The following is a 17,353-nucleotide window of genomic DNA, read 5'->3' as shown; positions in this document are numbered from 1 at the left end:
ACTGTCCTGTGTGGTTGGTGTGAGTGGCGCACACCACCTAACCTGCGGCGCTCCCGCTCGGGGTATGTGCCTCCCCGGCCGACCCCATGGAGCGTCCTGTTCTCAGGATTGTCGAAGTTGTCATAGACAACCTTGACTGTTCATCTACGTCGATCTTAGGTTCCACTCAACTGTCGATATCGACACACGGGGGAACCACCATGGCGTTCAAGCGCCGGCGCTTCACGCTGCGCAAATTCAGTATCGGCGGCGCTCTCAGCGCCATGTTGCTCTCGATCGCCTCCACGACGATCGTCGTCGTCCTACCCGCATCGGCACCGGCCACGGCCGCGCCGAGCCCGACGACACCCTGCCCCGCCGAGCTGCCGGATCTCGCGGCCGCCGTGGCCGCGCAGGCCGGGTGCACCGGCCAGATCGAGCTCCTGGACGTGCGTGACGAGATCTCGCAGACGTTCCTCAACGACGACGGCTCCCAGACCCTCGAGGTCTCGATGGCGCCGGAGCGGGTGCGTAAGGGCAAGGGCTGGACGCCGGTCGACACCCGTCTGGTGGCCGGTTCCGGCGGCATCGCCCCGCGCGCCGCGGTGCTGCCGGTGAAACTGTCGGCCGGCGGCAAGGGCCCATTGCTGAAGCTGCGCCAGGGTAGGCACGAGCTGAGCCTGAGCTGGCCCGGCAAGCTGCCGAAGCCGCTGCTCGACGGGGACACCGCGATCTACCGTGACGTCCTCGACGGTGTCGACCTGCGGGTGACCGCCGAGCCGCTCGGCTTCTCCGAGGTACTGGTCGTGAAGACGCCGGCCGCGGCCAGGAGCGCGGAGCTGGCCTCGCTGAGGTTCGGCGTCGCCACCACCAACCTCGAGATGGCGAAGGTCGCCGGCGGCGGTGTGGTCGCCGCCGACGCGGACAGCGGCAAGGCGGTCTTCACCGCGCCGGCACCGCTGATGTGGGACTCGTCGGAGACGCCCGAGCCTGCCGAGGCGCAGCGTCCGGCGGCTCCGGAGAAGACGGCGCCGTCCGCGCGTTCCTCCTCGTCCGCCGCCGCGGAACCCGGCACCGGCGAGGAGCTCAAGTCCGGCCGCTCTCCGCCGCGCGGTTCGAGGCAGGCCGTCATGGGAATCCGGGTCGCCGACGACGCGCTGACCCTGACCCCGGACAGGAAACTGCTCGCCGACCCGACCGCGCGGTACCCGATCTACATCGACCCGTCGTTCACCGGCGCCATCTCCGGCAACGCCTGGGCCATCGTGATGAGCAAGCACCCGGGTAGCTCGTTCTGGCAGAACTCGACGGCGCTCACCACCGGCAAGACGTTCGGCTCGGCCGGCGCCGGCCGTACCGAGGACTGTGTCGGCTGCGCCGACCACATCGTCCGCTCGTTCTTCCGGATGGACGTCGCCAAGGCCAAAGGCAAGATCGTCAGCGACGCCAAGTTCCGCATCGAGCAGCGCCACTCCTGGACGTGCAGCCCGAAGTCGAACGCCAAGGTCTGGCTCACCGGCGGCATCACCAGCAAGACCACCTGGAACAACCAGCCGAGCTGGAACAGCGGCAAGACCGCGACGACGGCGGCGAACCGCAAGAACGGTGCGGTGCACGGCTGCAGCGGCCCCGGCACGATCGAGTTCAACGTCACCTCGATCATCAAGTACGTCGTCGAGACGCAGAAGTCGACGACGGCCACCCTGGGCCTGCGCGCCATCGACGAGGGCACCAAGAACCAGTGGAAGCGCTTCAACCACTCGTCGCCCAAGCTCTCGGTCACGTACAACTCCAAGCCGAACGCGCCGACCGCCCTCAAGTCGGACAACAAGACCTGCGCCACCGGTGCGGCGCGCCCGTACGTGCTGAGCGCCACGCCCTTCCTGGCCGCCCGGCAGTCCGACCCGGACACCGACCAGCAGTCGCTGACCACCAGCTTCTACTGGTGGCCGCTGAACGGCGCGCGCTCGGAGACCAACAAGGTGACGTTCGCCAGCGGCAACCCGGCCAACGTCTCCAAGGCCGTGCCGAGCGGCCGGCTGACCGATGGCGCCACCTACCGCTGGCAGGCCGTGACCAGCGACGGCAAGATCTCCGGCCCGGCTTCCGGTACGTGTGAGTTCACCGTCGACGCGACACCACCGGAACCACCGTCGAAGGTGGTGTCGACCGACTATCCGGCCGGTAGCACCCCATCCGGTGGAGTGGGCGTCTCCGGCACGTTCGACATCACCGCTCCGGCCACCCGCCCGTACGAGGTGAAGGAGTACGCCTACAGCCTCGATTCCGGCGTGCTCACCCAGTCCCGGACCCAGCTGGCCCGGACCACGGACCGCGGCGCCCAGATCACCCTTCCGCCGCTGCACGACGGCAGCAACGTGCTCTACGTCTGGTCGCGTGACGCCGCCGGCCGTTACTCGTCGGCGGTCACCTACACCTTCACGGTGCGCACCGGCGCCGGCCCGGCCGCAGAGTGGACCTTCGACGAGGCGTCGGGTGACGCGGCCGACGTCAGCCAGCACGCCAACACCGCGACGCTGAGCGGTACCACCACCCGGATCTCCGGACGTGCCAACATCGGCAAGGCGCTCAGCCTGGCCGGTGCCGGCGCGGCCACCCGTACCGGCGCCATCAACGCGCCGCACCCGACCACCGGCGTGGCCACGCCGATCCGTACCGATGCCTCGTTCACCGTCTCCGCCCGGGCCAGGATCAGCACGCTGGGCGGCACCGGAAAGCCGACGGTGGTGGCCGTCAACGGCACCCGGACCTCGGCGTTGCAGCTCGGGTACTCACGCGAGGACAACAGGTGGCGGTTCGTGATCGCCGGCTCCGACATCGACAACCCGGCGCTCTACACGGTGTTGTCCAACAGCGCGCCGACCGCGAACAAGTGGACCTACATCACCGGTGTCTACAACGGGTCGACCAAGGCCATGACCCTGTACGTCGACGGTGTCCCGCAGACGCAGACCGCCACGGCGACCACCATCTTCAACGCCACCACCAGCACGACCATCGGTAAACGGCGATGGAACGGCGCGGACTCCGACTTCTGGTCCGGCGCGATCGACGACGTACGGGTGATGGCGTTCATCGAGACCCCGGCCAAGATCGTCGAGCAGGTCAGGCCGCTGCCGGTGGCCATGACGCTGGGCGCGACCGAGGTGGCCGCCGGTGGCAGCCTGCCGGTCACGCTGAGCGCCGGCGGTGACACCAACGTCACCCGGTACCGCTACAGCATCGACAGCCAGAGCTTCGACAAGGAGGTCACCGCCTCGGCGGCCGGCGCCGACTCGGCGTTCTCGGTCCCGGTCGGAACCGTGGCCGGCGATCACGTCCTGTACGCGATCACCGTCGACTCGGCCGGCCGGGTCAGCACCCCGACCCAGCGGTCGTTCGAGGTCTCCTCGCCGGCCGGGGTCGCGGGCACCGTCGTCGACCTGGACACCTTCGAACCGGTCGAGGCCACCACGGTCACCCTGACCCCGGGCAACCGCACCCTGACCACCGGAAGTGACGGCGGGTTCAGCTTCACCGGGCTCGCCGTCGGCACGTACACCGTGACCGGCGCCAAGGGCGGACCGTGCGGCCTGCACGGCTCGTTCGACGTCGACGTCGCCGACGCGCTGATCCGCTTCGACCTGTACGTGATGAAGCGCAGCGACGACACCGGCCACACCTGCACCGAACGGACGGCCGCGCTCACCAGCGGCACCACCACCCTGGCGCTGACCGGTGACAACGCGGTCACCACGGTCGACCTGCCGTTCGCCTTCCCGTACTACGGCCAGGCGTACCGCAAGGCCTGGGTCGACACCAACGGTGTGCTCTCGTTCGACGACCCGGCCGGCTCGCACCCGGACAACGGCGGCGCACTGCCCGCCCCGATCGACCCGAACGCACTGGTCGCGCCGTTCTGGGACGACCTGGTGGTGGACTCGTCGGCGAGCGTCAAGACGGCCACGACCGGCGTCGAGGGGGACCGCGACTTCGTGGTCCAGTGGAGCAACGTGGCGCTCAAGGCGAACACCGCCCAGCGCGTCTCGTTCGAGGCCGTGCTGAGCGAGACCGGCGAGGTCACGTTCAACTACGACGGTCTGGACTCCGACGCCGAGAAGGGCGCCGGTGCGGCGGTCGGCATCGAGGCGCCGGACGGCGGTGACGGTCTCACCTACACGGTGGACTCCCCGTCGCTGGCCACCGGCAAGTCGATCGTCTACTCCCTGCCCGCGGCGAGTGACCCGCTGGCGAAGTTCGACCTCTCCGGCACCCTGCGCACCTCCGCCGGGGCGGCAGCGGCGAACGTCACCGTCACGCTCGACCCCACCGGGCTGACCACCAGGACCGCGGCCGACGGCACCTGGCGGTTCGCCGACCTGGTCGGGGACGCCTACACGGTGTCGGCGACGCTCGCCGGCCGCTGCGCGCACGCCGCGTCGGCACAGGTCGAGCTCTTCGCGGACACGGTGCAGGACCTGCAGCTCGGCCCGAATTACGGGTCGCTCGGCTACGCCTGCGCCGTCGGGACCGGCGGTTTCGAGGCCGCCTCGACGGTGGTGCCGCTGACCGGGGACGACGTCTCCACCGCGGTGACCCTGCCGTTCAGCGTTCAGGTGCACGGCCTCACCTACAGCTCGGCCTACGTGAGCACCAACGGTTTCCTCTCCTTCGGCGGCTCGGCGAGCACGACGAAGTCGGTGAACCCGGCGATGCCCACCGCCGACGCGCCGAACGCCGTGGTCGCACCCTTCTGGGACGACCTCGAGGTGGACTCCTCGGCGAGCGTGCTGACCTCGGTCACCGGCACCGCACCGAACCGGACCTGGATCGTCGAGTGGCGCAACGTCAAGTTCCGCCCGAGCGGCCCGGACCGGATCACGTTCGAGGCGAAGTTCGCCGAGAACGGGCCGATCAGCTTCCACTACGGCACGCTGACCACCGCGCTGCAGCAGGGCGCGGCGGCGACGATCGGCATCGAGAGCGCGTCCGGCACGGTCGCGAACCAGTTCTCGTACCTCACCGCCGCACTGGTCAGCAACAACTCGATCACCTACACGCCGGCGGCGCCCGGCACGATCAGCGGCACCGTCTCGGTGGCGGTGACCGGCACACCGTCGGCCGGCACCACTGTCACCCTGAACCCGGGCAACCGGACGACGACCGCCTCGGCGGACGGGTCCTACCAGTTCACCGGCGTGCCGGTCGGTGAGTACACGGTGACTGCCCTGACCGGTGACAACCGGTGCGCGGGTCAGTCGGCGCGGGAGTCCTTCGCACACGAGGGCGGTGTCGCTGACGTCGACCTGTCGCTGATGACCGAGGGCGACGAGTTCGGTTACCGGTGTTCGGTCGGGACCACCACCTGGGTGCCCGGCACGGTCACCGAGGACTGGACCGGCGACGAGGTCACCTGGCAGAAGAACCCGCCGTTCCCGATCAAGCTCTACGGCGAGTCCTACACCTCGGCGTGGATCAACTCGAACGGTCTGATCAGCTTCAAGGACCCGATGTTCTTCGGGTGGATCGGTTCGGCGTCGAGCCCGCTGCCGTCGCTGGCCGCGGAGGGTGTCCCGAACGCCTCCGTCTACGTCCAGTGGAGCGACTGGGTGCTCGACTCGTCGTCGAAGATCGCGACGACGACCGTCGGCACGGCACCGAACCGGCAGTGGGTCGTCGAATGGCGCAACGTCGTCCAGTTCGGCTACCCGAACGCCCGGGCCAGTTTCGAGGTGATCTTCAACGAGAACGGTGAGATCACCCTGACGTACGCCGACATCACCGGGACCGAGCCGCTGGAGCGTGGCAGCCGGGCGACCATCGGCATCGAGAACGCGTCCGGGACGATCGCCTTCCAGCACTCGCACAAGGAGCAGGTCCTCACCTCCGGCATGGGCATCACGTTCCGGCCCAACCCGCCCGGCCAGGGCGCCATCGCCGGATCGGTGACCTGCGACGGCACCCCGATCGCCGGGGCGACGGTGAAGGCCGCGGGGCTCAGCGCGGTCACCGCGGCGGACGGCACCTACCGGATCGACGCGGTGCCGGCCGGCAACTACGCGGTGATCGCCACCCAGACCGGCGGAGCCTGCGCCGGATCCGCTGTCAACCAGGTCACGGTCGGCACCAACACGACCGAGTCGGCGGTCTTCTCGACAACGGCCACTCCGGCCGGGGCCGGATACCGGATCACCGAACAGGCCGTCGCCTACACCCCGGCCGACACCACGGTGCTGCCGATCACCGGAGACGAGGCGATCACCCAGATCAGCCTGCCGTTCCCGGTGACGCACTACGGCAACACGTACAACTCGGCCTGGATCGACAGCAACGGCCTGCTCACCTACGAGGACCCGGGAACGCCGTCCTCGGACGCCTGGCCGATCCCGTCGCTGAAGTTCCCGGAGGAACCCAACAACGCGGTCTACCCGTTCTGGCACGACTGGGTGGTGGACAGCTCGGCGAGCGTCCGCACGGCCACCAGGGGTACGGCACCCAACCGGCAGTTCGTCGTGGAGTGGCGCAACGTCGCCTCCTACGAGGACCCGAACACCCGGGTGACGTTCCAGGCCGTCCTCGACGAGGCGGGCGGATACAGCTTCGCCTACACCGACATCGACGGCACCTTCCTGGAGAAGGCCGGCGCCGCCACGATCGGCATCGAGAACGCCGAGGGAACTGTCGCGCTCCAGTACACGTACCGCCAGCCGGTCCTTCGTCCCGGAATCGGACTGCGCATCGACGCGCCGAGCTGACCCCCGTCCCGCCCAGACCCCCGCTCGTGTCCGACCTTCTCCGGAGGTACCCGGTGCATTCGACCATGCCCGTTTCAGCCTGGCGGCGGCTCAGCCGCCGGGCGCTGACCATGACAATCGCCGCCAATCTCGTCGTGGGGCTGGTGAGCGTCCCCGAGGCGTTCGCCGCCCCGGTCAAGCCGCCCAAGCCGAAGACCGAGCAGATCAAGCAGGTCCCCACCACCGAGGTCCGGGTGGCGGCCGCGAACCGGCCGAAGATGCCGTCGGCGCTGGACAAGCCGGCGCCGGTCTGGCCTGCCGCCGGTACGACCTACGTCGACCTGCCGGCCGCGTCGGACACCGACGCCGAGGTGGGTGGACTCTCCGTGGAGGCCGGGCGGAACGCGCGCCCGGCCACCGGGGACCCGAACCGGGTCCGGCTGGAGGTCTTCGACCGCAAGGCCACCGAGAAGGCCGCCGTGCGCGGCGTGCTCATGCGGGCGGACCGGGCGGACGGCCGGACCGGGCCGGGCACCTTCGACCTGAAGGTGGACTACAGGGCGTACGCGACCGCGTACGGCGCGGACTGGGCCACCCGGCTCCGGCTGGTGCAGCTGCCGACCTGTGCCCTGGAACGTCCGGCTGCGCCGGAGTGTGCCGGCAAGCCGCTGCCCACGAAGAACGACACCACCGCCAAGACCGTCTCGGCTCCGGTCACGGTGGCCGCTACCGGAGCGCTGCTGGCCGTCACGGCCGGCAAGTCCGGTCCGGCCGGCGACTACTCGGCGACGTCGCTGCAGCAGTCGTCGACCTGGTCGGCCGGCGGCAACACCGGTGCGTTCAACTGGTCGTACCCGATGCGGGTGCCTCCGGCGCTGGGTGGCCCGGCGCCGACGCTGGACCTGAGCTACTCGTCGCAGTCGGTGGACGGGCGGCACGCGGCCAGCAACAACCAGCCCTCCTGGGCCGGTGAGGGTTTCGAGGCCTGGCCCGGCGGCTACATCGAGCGCAGCTATCTCCCGTGCGCCGACGACAAGGACGGCGACCTCAACAACAACGACGAGGACACCGGTGACCAGTGCTGGGAGACCGACAACGCGACGCTGTCGCTGAACGGCAGCTCCGGTGAACTGATCTTCAACGCCACCGAGAACCGCTGGCACATGCGCTCCGACGACGGCTCGAAGATCGAGCGGCGTACCGGCGCGGTCAACGGTGACAACAACGGCGAGTGGTGGGTCGTCACCACCAGCAACGGCACCGAGTACTGGTTCGGCCGCAACCGGCTGCCGGGCTGGACCGCGAACGCCGACGAGACCAACTCCACCTGGACCATCCCGATCTTCGGTAACGAGCCGGGCGAGGAGTGCCACGCCACCAAGTTCGAGGACTCGGACTGCGTACAGGCCTGGCGCTGGAACCTCGACTACGTGGTCGACGTGCACGGCAACTCGATGTCGTACTGGTACCAGAAGGAGCAGAACCGCTACCTCCGCAACATGAAGGAGACCGACAAGGCGGTCTACGACCGGGGTGGCTGGCTCGACTACATCGACTACGGCACCCGCCGGGTCGCCGACGTGGACGGCCACTTCAAGGGCACCGTGCCGATGCGGGTCGACTACGGGGTCGCCGACCGGTGCCTGTCGAACTGCACCACCCACACCGAGACGTACTGGCCGGACGTCCCCTGGGACCAGGAGTGCACCGCCTCGCAGACCGACTGCGAGAACTACGCGCCGACGTTCTGGTCGACGAAGCGGCTGTCCACCATCACCACCCAGGTCCGCAAGAACGGCGCGCTGTCCAATGTCGACCGGTGGACACTGACCCACGGTTTCCCCGACCCCGGTGACGGCACCCGGGCCGGTCTCTGGCTGGAGAAGATTCAGCAGACCGGCCTGGTCGGCGGCACCACCAGCCTGCCCGAGGTCAACTTCACCGGTGTCCAGCTCGCCAACCGGGTCGACGGCATCGACCACGCGGCGGCGATGAACTGGTGGCGGATCGCCAAGGTGGAGAACGAGTCCGGCGGCACCGTCAACATCACCTACAAGCCGCAGGACTGCCAGGTCGGCGACAAGCCGTCGCCGGCCACCAACACCAGGCTCTGCTACCCGGTGCTGTGGAAGCCGGAGGGCATCTCCACCTACACCACCGACTGGTTCAACAAGTGGGTCGTCGACACCATCTACAACGACGACCACACCGGCGGCGTGCAGCCGCAGGGGAGCCCGCGCGTCATCTACAAGTACACCTACCTCGACGGCGCCGCCTGGCACTACGCCGACGACGACGGGCTGGTGCGCAAGAAGACCAAGACCTGGTCGCAGTACCGCGGTTTCGGCCGGGTCGGCGTCACCGTCGGTGACCCGGGCGAGCAGACCTACTCGGAGACCCGCTACTTCCGCGGCATGCACGGTGACCGCGCCGCGGCCTCCGGCGGTAAGCGTGACGTGCAGGTCGACGGCATCAACGACGACGACTGGTTCGCCGGCGTGGAGCGCGAGTCGAAGGTCTTCAACGGCCCGGGCGGGGCGGTCGTCTCCCGCAAGGTGAGCGACCCGTGGGCGTCGGCTCCGACGGCCAGCCGCACGGTGCACAAGGGCACCGCGGATGAGGACACGGTCTACGCCCGGTTCAACCGGATCGGCACGGTTCGCAACTACACCACCCTCGACAAGGGCCGCGGCGAGCGGGTCACCCGGACCACGACCACCTTCGACAAGTACGGCTACGCCGAGAAGGTGGACGACTTCGGTCAGGACAACGTTGCCGGTGACGAGCGGTGCACGATCAACGACTACAGCCCGCGCAACGAGACCAAGTGGCTGCTCGGCTCGATCCACCGGGTGCAGAACTACGCGGTGAAGTGCGCGGACACCGGCGGAGCGCTGACCGAGGCGGACGTCATCGGGGAGACCCGGGCGACCTTCGACAACCTGGCGTTCGAGGCCGTCCCGACGGCCGGCCTGCCCACCAGGACCGAGACCATGGCGACCTGGAACGCCGGTGCGCCGACCTTCGTCACCACCGGTACCACCTCCTACGACGCGCACGGCCGGTCGAAGACGGTGACCGCGGAGGGTGGCGCCGCCACGACGACCGACTATCTGCCGGAACTCGACGGCCCGGTCACCCAGACCACGATCACCAACGCCCTCGACCACAAGACGGTCACCACGCACGACCCGGCGTGGGGGAGCAGCCTCGCGACGGTCGACGCGAACCTGAAACGGACCGACCTGCAGTACGACGCCCTCGGCCGGCTCACCGGGGTGTGGATGCCCGGCCACGTCAAGGGCACCGATCCGGCCGACGCCAAGTTCGCCTATCTGGTACGCAAGGACGCGGCCACGGCGATCTCGACGTCGAAACTCAACCTCGACGGCTCGTACACCACCACCTGGTCGTTGAGTGACGGCCTGTTGCGCACCCGGCAGACCCAGGCGCCGTCTCCGTCCGGTGGACGGCTCGTCACCGAGACCTTCTACGACTCGGCCGGCCGGGCCAGCAAGGTGTTCGGCCAGTACCACACCGGGGGCAACCCCGGCAGCGACCTGATCACCAGCACCGAGCGGGCCTTCGTACCGGATCAGACCCGGACGATCCACGACGGCGCCGGCCGCAAGATCGCCGAGGTCTTCCAGCCGTACGACAAGGAACGCTGGCGGACCAGCACGTACTACGCCGGTGACCGGACCGATGTGACCCCGCCCAACGGCGGGACGGCCACCTCGACACTGACCAATGTCCGTGGTGAGACCACCGAGCTGCGGCAGTACAAGGCGAGCGGTGCGCCGACCCCGGACACCGCCGGCAGCTGGCAGTCCACGTTCTACCAGCGCAACCGCAAGGGGCAGCTCACCGACGTCGTCGACGTGAGCGGCAACAGGTGGATCTACCAGTACGACATCCGCGGCCGGGAGATCTCGTTCACCGACCCGGACAAGGGCGTCACGACCACCGGCTACGACACCGCGAACCGGATCAAGACGAAGACCGACGCGCGGCAGAAGACACTGGCCTACTCGTACGACGCGCTGGACCGGAAGCGTGCGGTGTTCGAGGGCGCGATCGGTGGCAAGGTCCGCTCTCAGTGGATCTTCGACACCGTCGCGAAGGGCCAGCTCTCGCAGAGCACCCGGGTGGTCGGCTCGGCGCTCTACACGATCAAGACGCTCGGTTACAACGACAGGTACCAGAGCACCGGGAGCGAGTACACGATCCCGGCGGCCGAGGAGGGAGTGGCCGGCACCTACACGTTCCGGCACAACTACAACGAGGACGGCTCGCTGGACACCAGCTCGTTCCCGGCCGCCGGCGGCCTGCCGCTGGAGACCATGAAGTTCGGATTCAGCAAGCTGGAGAAACCGACAACCCTGACCTCGACGTACGGCGAGAGCACCGCCCTGACCTACGTGAGCGAGAGCGTCTACAACGCGCTCAACCAGCTGGACCAGTTCAAACTGACCACCGGCGGCACCGCCAACGTGGTGTGGCAGTCGTTCCGGCGCGAGCTGGAGACGGGCCGCCTCATCGGGGTCCGGACCCAGCGTGACAAGGCGGCACCGTACCTGCTGTCCGACAAGACGATCGCCTACAACGACGCGGGCACGGTCACCAGCGTCACCGACGTGAGCGACGCCGCGGCCACCGACAAGCAGTGCTTCGGCTACGACCGGTTGCAGCGTCTCACCGAGGCATGGACGCCGGCGTCGGGGGACTGCTCGGCGGCTCCGGCGGCCAACACCCTCGGCGGGCCGGCCGCCTACTGGCACAGCTGGACCTTCGACGCGGTCGGCAACCGGAAGACCCAGGTCGTGCACTCCGCGACGGGTGACTCCACGACGACCTACTCGTATCCGGCGGGTGGCTCGGCCCGTCCGCACGCCGTCACCGGCACCACCGGGGCGACGGTCGGGTCCTACACCTACGACGCGATGGGCAACACCCTCACCCGGCCGACCCCGAGCGCCGGGACGCAGACCCTGGTCTGGGACATCGAGGGTGAGGTGGAGTCGGTCACCGACACCACCGGGGCCACCTCCTTCCTGTACGACGCGGACGGCAACCGCCTGGTCCGGAAGGACCCGAAGGGCAAGACCCTCTACCTGCCCGGCCAGGAGGTCCGTTACGACTCCACCACCAAGGTGACCTCCTGCACGCGGTACTACACGTTCGGCGCCGCGGTGGTCGCGTCCCGTACCGAGAAGGGTCTGACCTGGCTCGGCGGCGACCACCAGGGCACGTCACAGGTGCAGATCGACGCCGCGACCCAGAACTTCGACCTGCGGCGGCAGACCCCGTACGGCGATGCCCGTGGCATGCAGCCGACGTGGGTCAACGACAAGGGCTTCGTGGGCGGCATCCGGGACAACACCGGGCTGACCAACCTCGGCGCACGGCTCTACGACCAGGCGGCCGGTGTCTTCCTCTCGGTGGACCCGCTGATCGAGATCTTCGATCCGCGGTCGCTGAACCCGTACACCTACTCCTGGAGCAACCCGCTCACCTTCTCCGATCCGGACGGCCGATGGCCGAATCCGTTCAAGGCGGTGGCCGACGCGGCCAAGTTCGCCGTCAAGCACGCGAACACCATCTCCACCGTCACCGGCGTGCTGGCGTTGGTGACCGCGCCGATCCCCGGCGTCGGTCTGGCCTTCGCCGCCACCTCGGCGGCATTCGGAGCGATCGACACCTACAAGAGCTGCAGATCGGCGAACTGGGTCGACTGCGGTGCCGGCTTCGCGGGCATGGTTCCCGGCGTCGGCGGAATCATGAAGACCAGAGCCGCGCTGAAGGGCGCCAAGAAGGCCGGCGAAGCGATGATCGACGCCAGGAAGAACGTCCAGAACGTCGCGGACGAAACCAACGCGATTCGTGATCAGGCGTTCACCCGTCTGCAGAAGGAGAACGACCCGGTCACCTATCGTCGCTATCTCGACCAGTACAACAGCGCGACCCGGAAGCAGGACGGGGCTCGGGAGGCGTACAACAAGGCCATCCTGGACCGGAACGCCGCGTACGACGCGGCCAAGGGGCCGTACCCCTGGCAGGTCAACAAGATGACCGCGATGGATCGATTCGGTAACCTGCTGCTTGTCGAGAACGCCACCTGGAACACCATCGCCTGCGTGAAGTACGAGTGCACCACCAACCGTCACGAGACCTGGTTCGCTGCTCCGGACCAGCCGAAGCAGCGGGACGGCGGCGGCAACTCCGGCGGGGGCAACAGTGGTGGTGGCGGCAACAGCGGGGGCGGCAACTCCGGTGGCGGCGGCGGTCCATCGATCGGCATTCCGGTTCCGTCCGGTAACGGATGCGACAACTACAAGGTTCCCGGCGGGACGATCCTGTGCTGACGGCTGGGAGAGGGGACGTGGCGGTGCGGCAGATGCGTGATCTCGGGTCGTGGGCTGTGCGCTGTACCGTCCCCCTCCAGACCCGCCTCCGCGGCTTCAAGGACGACGCCTACCGGTCCGAGTTGGAGGACATGCGCGCCTACGCATTGAATCGCCCGAAGGAGGCGAGCGTGCTGCCTCTGATGAACGTGTACCGGGTCGAGTCGTGGATCCTTCTCACCGTGGGTGCGCTGGTGGTGATGACGATCTTCTCGGCGGCGAGAGGAGAGTCGGAGTGGGCGCTGACCTCGGTGATGAAGGCCGGGATGGATGGTGCGACGGTCCTCGGGCTCACCTTCATCGGGATGTCGTTCATGAGTTTCTGGCGGTACGTCCTGTCGAGTGTCTTCCGCAGACAGTTGCGGGAGCGGCTGGACGGGAGTCCTGATCCGCAGCTCGGGACGATCGGGTGGCTGACCCTGCCGAACAGTGTCGATCTGCTGCCGGCTCTGGCGTTCGCCGCTGTCATGGCACCGGCGTTGTTCGCCTACTCCTGACCTGAGGTGAACTGGGCAAACTGAATACCGACGAAGGCCGGCGGGCTCGTCCCGCCGGCCTTCGTCGTGTTCGGACGCAGGAACTGGACGCACAACGTTGACGAACCAATGACACATCTGAAACATTGAATGCCCCGGTCCGCAAGAAATCGACAGCATGACGAAATTTTTCATCCACCACTCCGGAAAATCGTCATGCCGGGCCGCCCTTCCCCCTCAACCCGGCGTACGCCCCTGCGCCGGTCCGACAGGACGGACTCCATGAAGCCCAGAATCCTCAGCCGAAGGCTGGTCAGCGTGGCCCTCGCGGCCGGCCTGGCCGTCCTCGGTCTCGCGCCGGTGGCCGCACACGCGGCCGGCGGCCCCAACCTCGCGATAGGCAAGACGGTCACCGCCAGCGGCGCCCTCGGCGCGCAGCCCGCGTCGGCCGTCAACGACGGGAACCAGAACTCCTACTGGGAGAGCCCGAACAACGTCTTCCCCCAGTGGGTCCAGGTCGACCTCGGCGCCGGAGTCGCGGTCGACCAGGTGGTGCTGAAGCTGCCGCCGGCGTCCGCGTGGGCCACCCGCACGCAGACCCTGAGCGTGCAGGGCAGCACCGACGGCTCTTCGTTCAACACGCTCTCGGCCTCCACCGGCCGGGTCTTCAACCCGTCCACCGGCAACACCGTCACGATCAACTTCACGGCGGCAACCATTCGGTACGTACGGGTGCACATCACCGCCAACACCGGCTGGCCGGCCGGTCAGCTGGCTGAGCTGGAGATCTACGGAGTCGCCGGTCCGGTCGACCCCGACCCGGATCCTCCGGCCGGCGGCAACCTGGCCGGAGGTAAGGCGATCGAGGCGTCCTCGGCGGTCTTCAACTTCGTGGCGACGAACGCCAACGACGGCAACACCGGCACCTACTGGGAGTCGGCCGGCTTCCCGTCCACGCTGACCGTGAAGCTCGGCGCCGACGCGAACGTCACCGGTGTCGTCGTCAAGCTCAACCCGGACCCGGCCTGGGGCCCGCGGACGCAGAACGTCCAGGTGCAGGGACGCGCCGGGACGTCGACCACGTTCACCGAGCTGAAGGCCCGCGCCGACTACGGGTTCAGCCCGTCGGGCAACCAGAACACGGTCACCATCCCGGTCAGCGGGCGGGCTTCGGACGTACGGCTGCAATTCTTCAGCAACAACGGCGCGCCCGGTGGGCAGGTCGCCGAGCTGCAGGTGATCGGCGCCTGGGCGCCGGCGCCCGATCTGGTCGTCACCTCGGCCACCTGGAGCCCGGCCCAGCCGAACGAGACGTCCGCGATCACCCTGACCGCCACGGTCCGTAACCAGGGCAGCGTCGCCGCGGCGGCGACCAGGGTGGACTTCAAGCTCGGCGGTACGGTCGTGGCCGGCGCCGATGTTCCCGCGCTGGCGGCCGGCGCCTCGGCGACCGTCACCGGTAACGCCGGAACCCGGCCGCAGGGCAGTTACACCGTGTCCGCGACTGCCGACCCGGCGAACACCGTCGCCGAGATCGACAACGACAACAACACCTTCACCGCGGCCTCACCGCTGGTCGTCGGCCAGGCACCGGGCCCGGACCTGCAGGTCACGGCGATCAACATGACGCCGGCCAACCCGGCGGTCGGTGCGGCGGTCAGCTTCACCGTCGCCGTGCAGAACCGGGGGATCGACGCCGCGGGCGCCAGCACCACCCGGGTGGTCGTCGGCGGCACCACCCTGACCGGGGCGACCCCGGCGATCGCGGCCGGCGCCACCACCACCGTCACCATCGGCGGCACCTGGACCGCGACCAGCGGCGGCGCCACCGCCGTGGCCACCGCCGACTCGGCCGGTGCGGTCGCCGAGACCAACGAGAACAACAACACGCTGTCCCGCTCCATCGTGGTCGGGCGAGGCGCCGCCGTGCCGTACGTCTCCTACGAGGCGGAGGCCGCCCGCTACCAGGGCACGCTGCTCCAGGCCGACCCGCTGCGCACCTTCGGGCACACCAACTTCGCCACCGAGTCCTCCGGGCGGCAGTCGGTACGCCTGAGCAGCACCGGCCAGTTCGTCGAGTTCACCTCGGTCAACCAGGCCAACTCGATCGTGGTCCGCAACTCGGTCCCCGACTCGGCGAGCGGTGGCGGCCAGGACTGGACGATCAGCCTCTACATCAACGACGTGTTCAACCGGAAGCTGACGCTCAGCTCACGCAACAGCTGGCTGTACGGCACCTCCGACGACACCGAGTCGCTGTCCAACAGCCCGATGGCCGACGCCCGCCGCCTGTTCGACGAGTCGAACGCGCTGCTGAGCCAGTCGTACCCGGCCGGGACCCGCTTCAAGCTGCAACGCGACTCGGGCGACGCGGCGAACTTCTACATCATCGACACGGTCGACCTGGAGCAGGTGGCCCCGGCACTGAGCCAGCCGTCCGGCTGCGTCTCGATCACCACCTACGGCGCGGTCGCCAACGACGGGCTCGACGACACGGCCGCCATCCAGCGGGCGGTGACCGACGACGAGAACGGCGTGATCCCCTGCGTCTGGATCCCGGCCGGCCAGTGGCGGCAGGAGCAGAAGATCCTCTCGCCGGACCCCACCCGCGGCCAGTGGAATCAGAAGGGTCTCCGCAACGTCGTGATCCGCGGCGCCGGCATGTGGCACACCCAGCTCTACTCGAACACCCAGCCGCACCAGGTGACCGGCAACATCAACCACCCGCACGAGGGCAACGTCGGCTTCGACATCGACGACAACACCCAGATCTCCGACCTCGCGATCTTCGGCAACACGCAGAACCGGGCCAACCGCGGGCACGGCCTCAACGGCCGGTTCGGGAAGAACACCAGGATCAGCAACGTGTGGATCGAGCACGTCAACGTCGGCGCCTGGGTCGGCCGCGACTACTCGGACACGCCCGCCTACTGGAACCCGGGTGACGGCGTCGAGTTCACCGGCATGCGGATCCGCAACACCTTCGCCGACGGCATCAACTTCTCCAACGGCACCCGGAACTCGCGGGTGTTCAACTCCTCGTTCCGGACCACCGGTGACGACGCGCTGGCGATCTGGGCCAACCCGTACGTCAAGGACCAGAACGTCGACATCAACCACGACGACCACTTCCTGAACAACACCGTCCAGCTGCCGTGGCGGGCGAACGGCATCGCCATCTACGGCGGCTACAACAACAGCGCACAGAACAACCTGGTGTACGACACCGCGAACTACCCGGGCATCATGCTGGCCACCGACCACAGCCCCCTGCCGTTCTCCGGCACCACACTGCTGGCCAACAACGGCCTGTACCGGACCGGTGGGGCGTTCTGGAACGAGGACCAGGAGTTCGGCGCGATCACGCTCTTCCCGTCCACGAAGGACATCACCGGCGTCACCATCCGGGACACCGACATCATCGACTCGACCTACGACGGCATCCAGTTCAAGAACGGTGGCGGCAACATGCCGAACGTCGCCATCACGAACGTACGCATCGACAGGTCGAACAACGGTGCCGGGATCCTGGCGATGAGCGGGGCCCGCGGTAACGCGGTCCTGTCCGACGTCGCGATCACCAACTCGGCCGACGGCGACATCGTCATCCAGCCGGGCTCGCAGTTCACCGTCTCCGGCAGCTGACCGGGCGGCCGCGGGGACCATCCGTCCCCGCGGCCGCATCCTCCCGCCGGAGGAATGTCGTACCCGCCGCTTAGGATCACGATTCTCGATGCGATGCGCATTCACAGGGGGAGGA

General features: G+C 68.6%; 4 protein-coding genes. All 4 read left to right on the top strand.

Annotated elements, in window-relative coordinates:
- The first annotated feature begins 200 nt into the window (after nucleotides 1–200).
- The 4 genes from ACFO0C_RS38115 (at nucleotide 201) to ACFO0C_RS38100 (ending at nucleotide 17,238) form a co-directional block, all read left to right on the top strand.
- Nucleotides 201–6,734: a carboxypeptidase regulatory-like domain-containing protein gene (locus ACFO0C_RS38115; RefSeq protein ID WP_378071653.1), complete on the top strand. Its 6,534-nt coding sequence runs from the start codon at nucleotides 201–203 to the stop codon at nucleotides 6,732–6,734.
- Between the two features lie 65 nt (nucleotides 6,735–6,799).
- Nucleotides 6,800–13,078 carry an RHS repeat domain-containing protein gene (locus tag ACFO0C_RS38110; RefSeq protein WP_378071652.1) on the top strand — a complete coding sequence of 2,093 codons (6,279 nt, stop codon included), beginning with the start codon at nucleotides 6,800–6,802 and terminating at the stop codon, nucleotides 13,076–13,078.
- 32 nt (nucleotides 13,079–13,110) lie between these two features.
- Nucleotides 13,111–13,614, top strand: a complete 504-nt coding sequence (locus ACFO0C_RS38105; RefSeq protein ID WP_378071651.1) for a hypothetical protein — start codon at nucleotides 13,111–13,113, stop codon at nucleotides 13,612–13,614.
- Nucleotides 13,615–13,875: 261 nt separating this feature from the next.
- Nucleotides 13,876–17,238 (top strand): CARDB domain-containing protein, encoded by a 3,363-nt coding sequence (locus ACFO0C_RS38100; protein WP_378071650.1) that lies wholly within the window; start codon nucleotides 13,876–13,878, stop codon nucleotides 17,236–17,238.
- The last annotated feature ends 115 nt before the right edge of the window (nucleotides 17,239–17,353 follow it).

This window comes from Actinoplanes subglobosus (assembly GCF_042650585.1).
Lineage (GTDB): Bacteria > Actinomycetota > Actinomycetes > Mycobacteriales > Micromonosporaceae > Actinoplanes > Actinoplanes subglobosus.
This window is presented reverse-complemented; position numbering and strand designations above follow the sequence as displayed.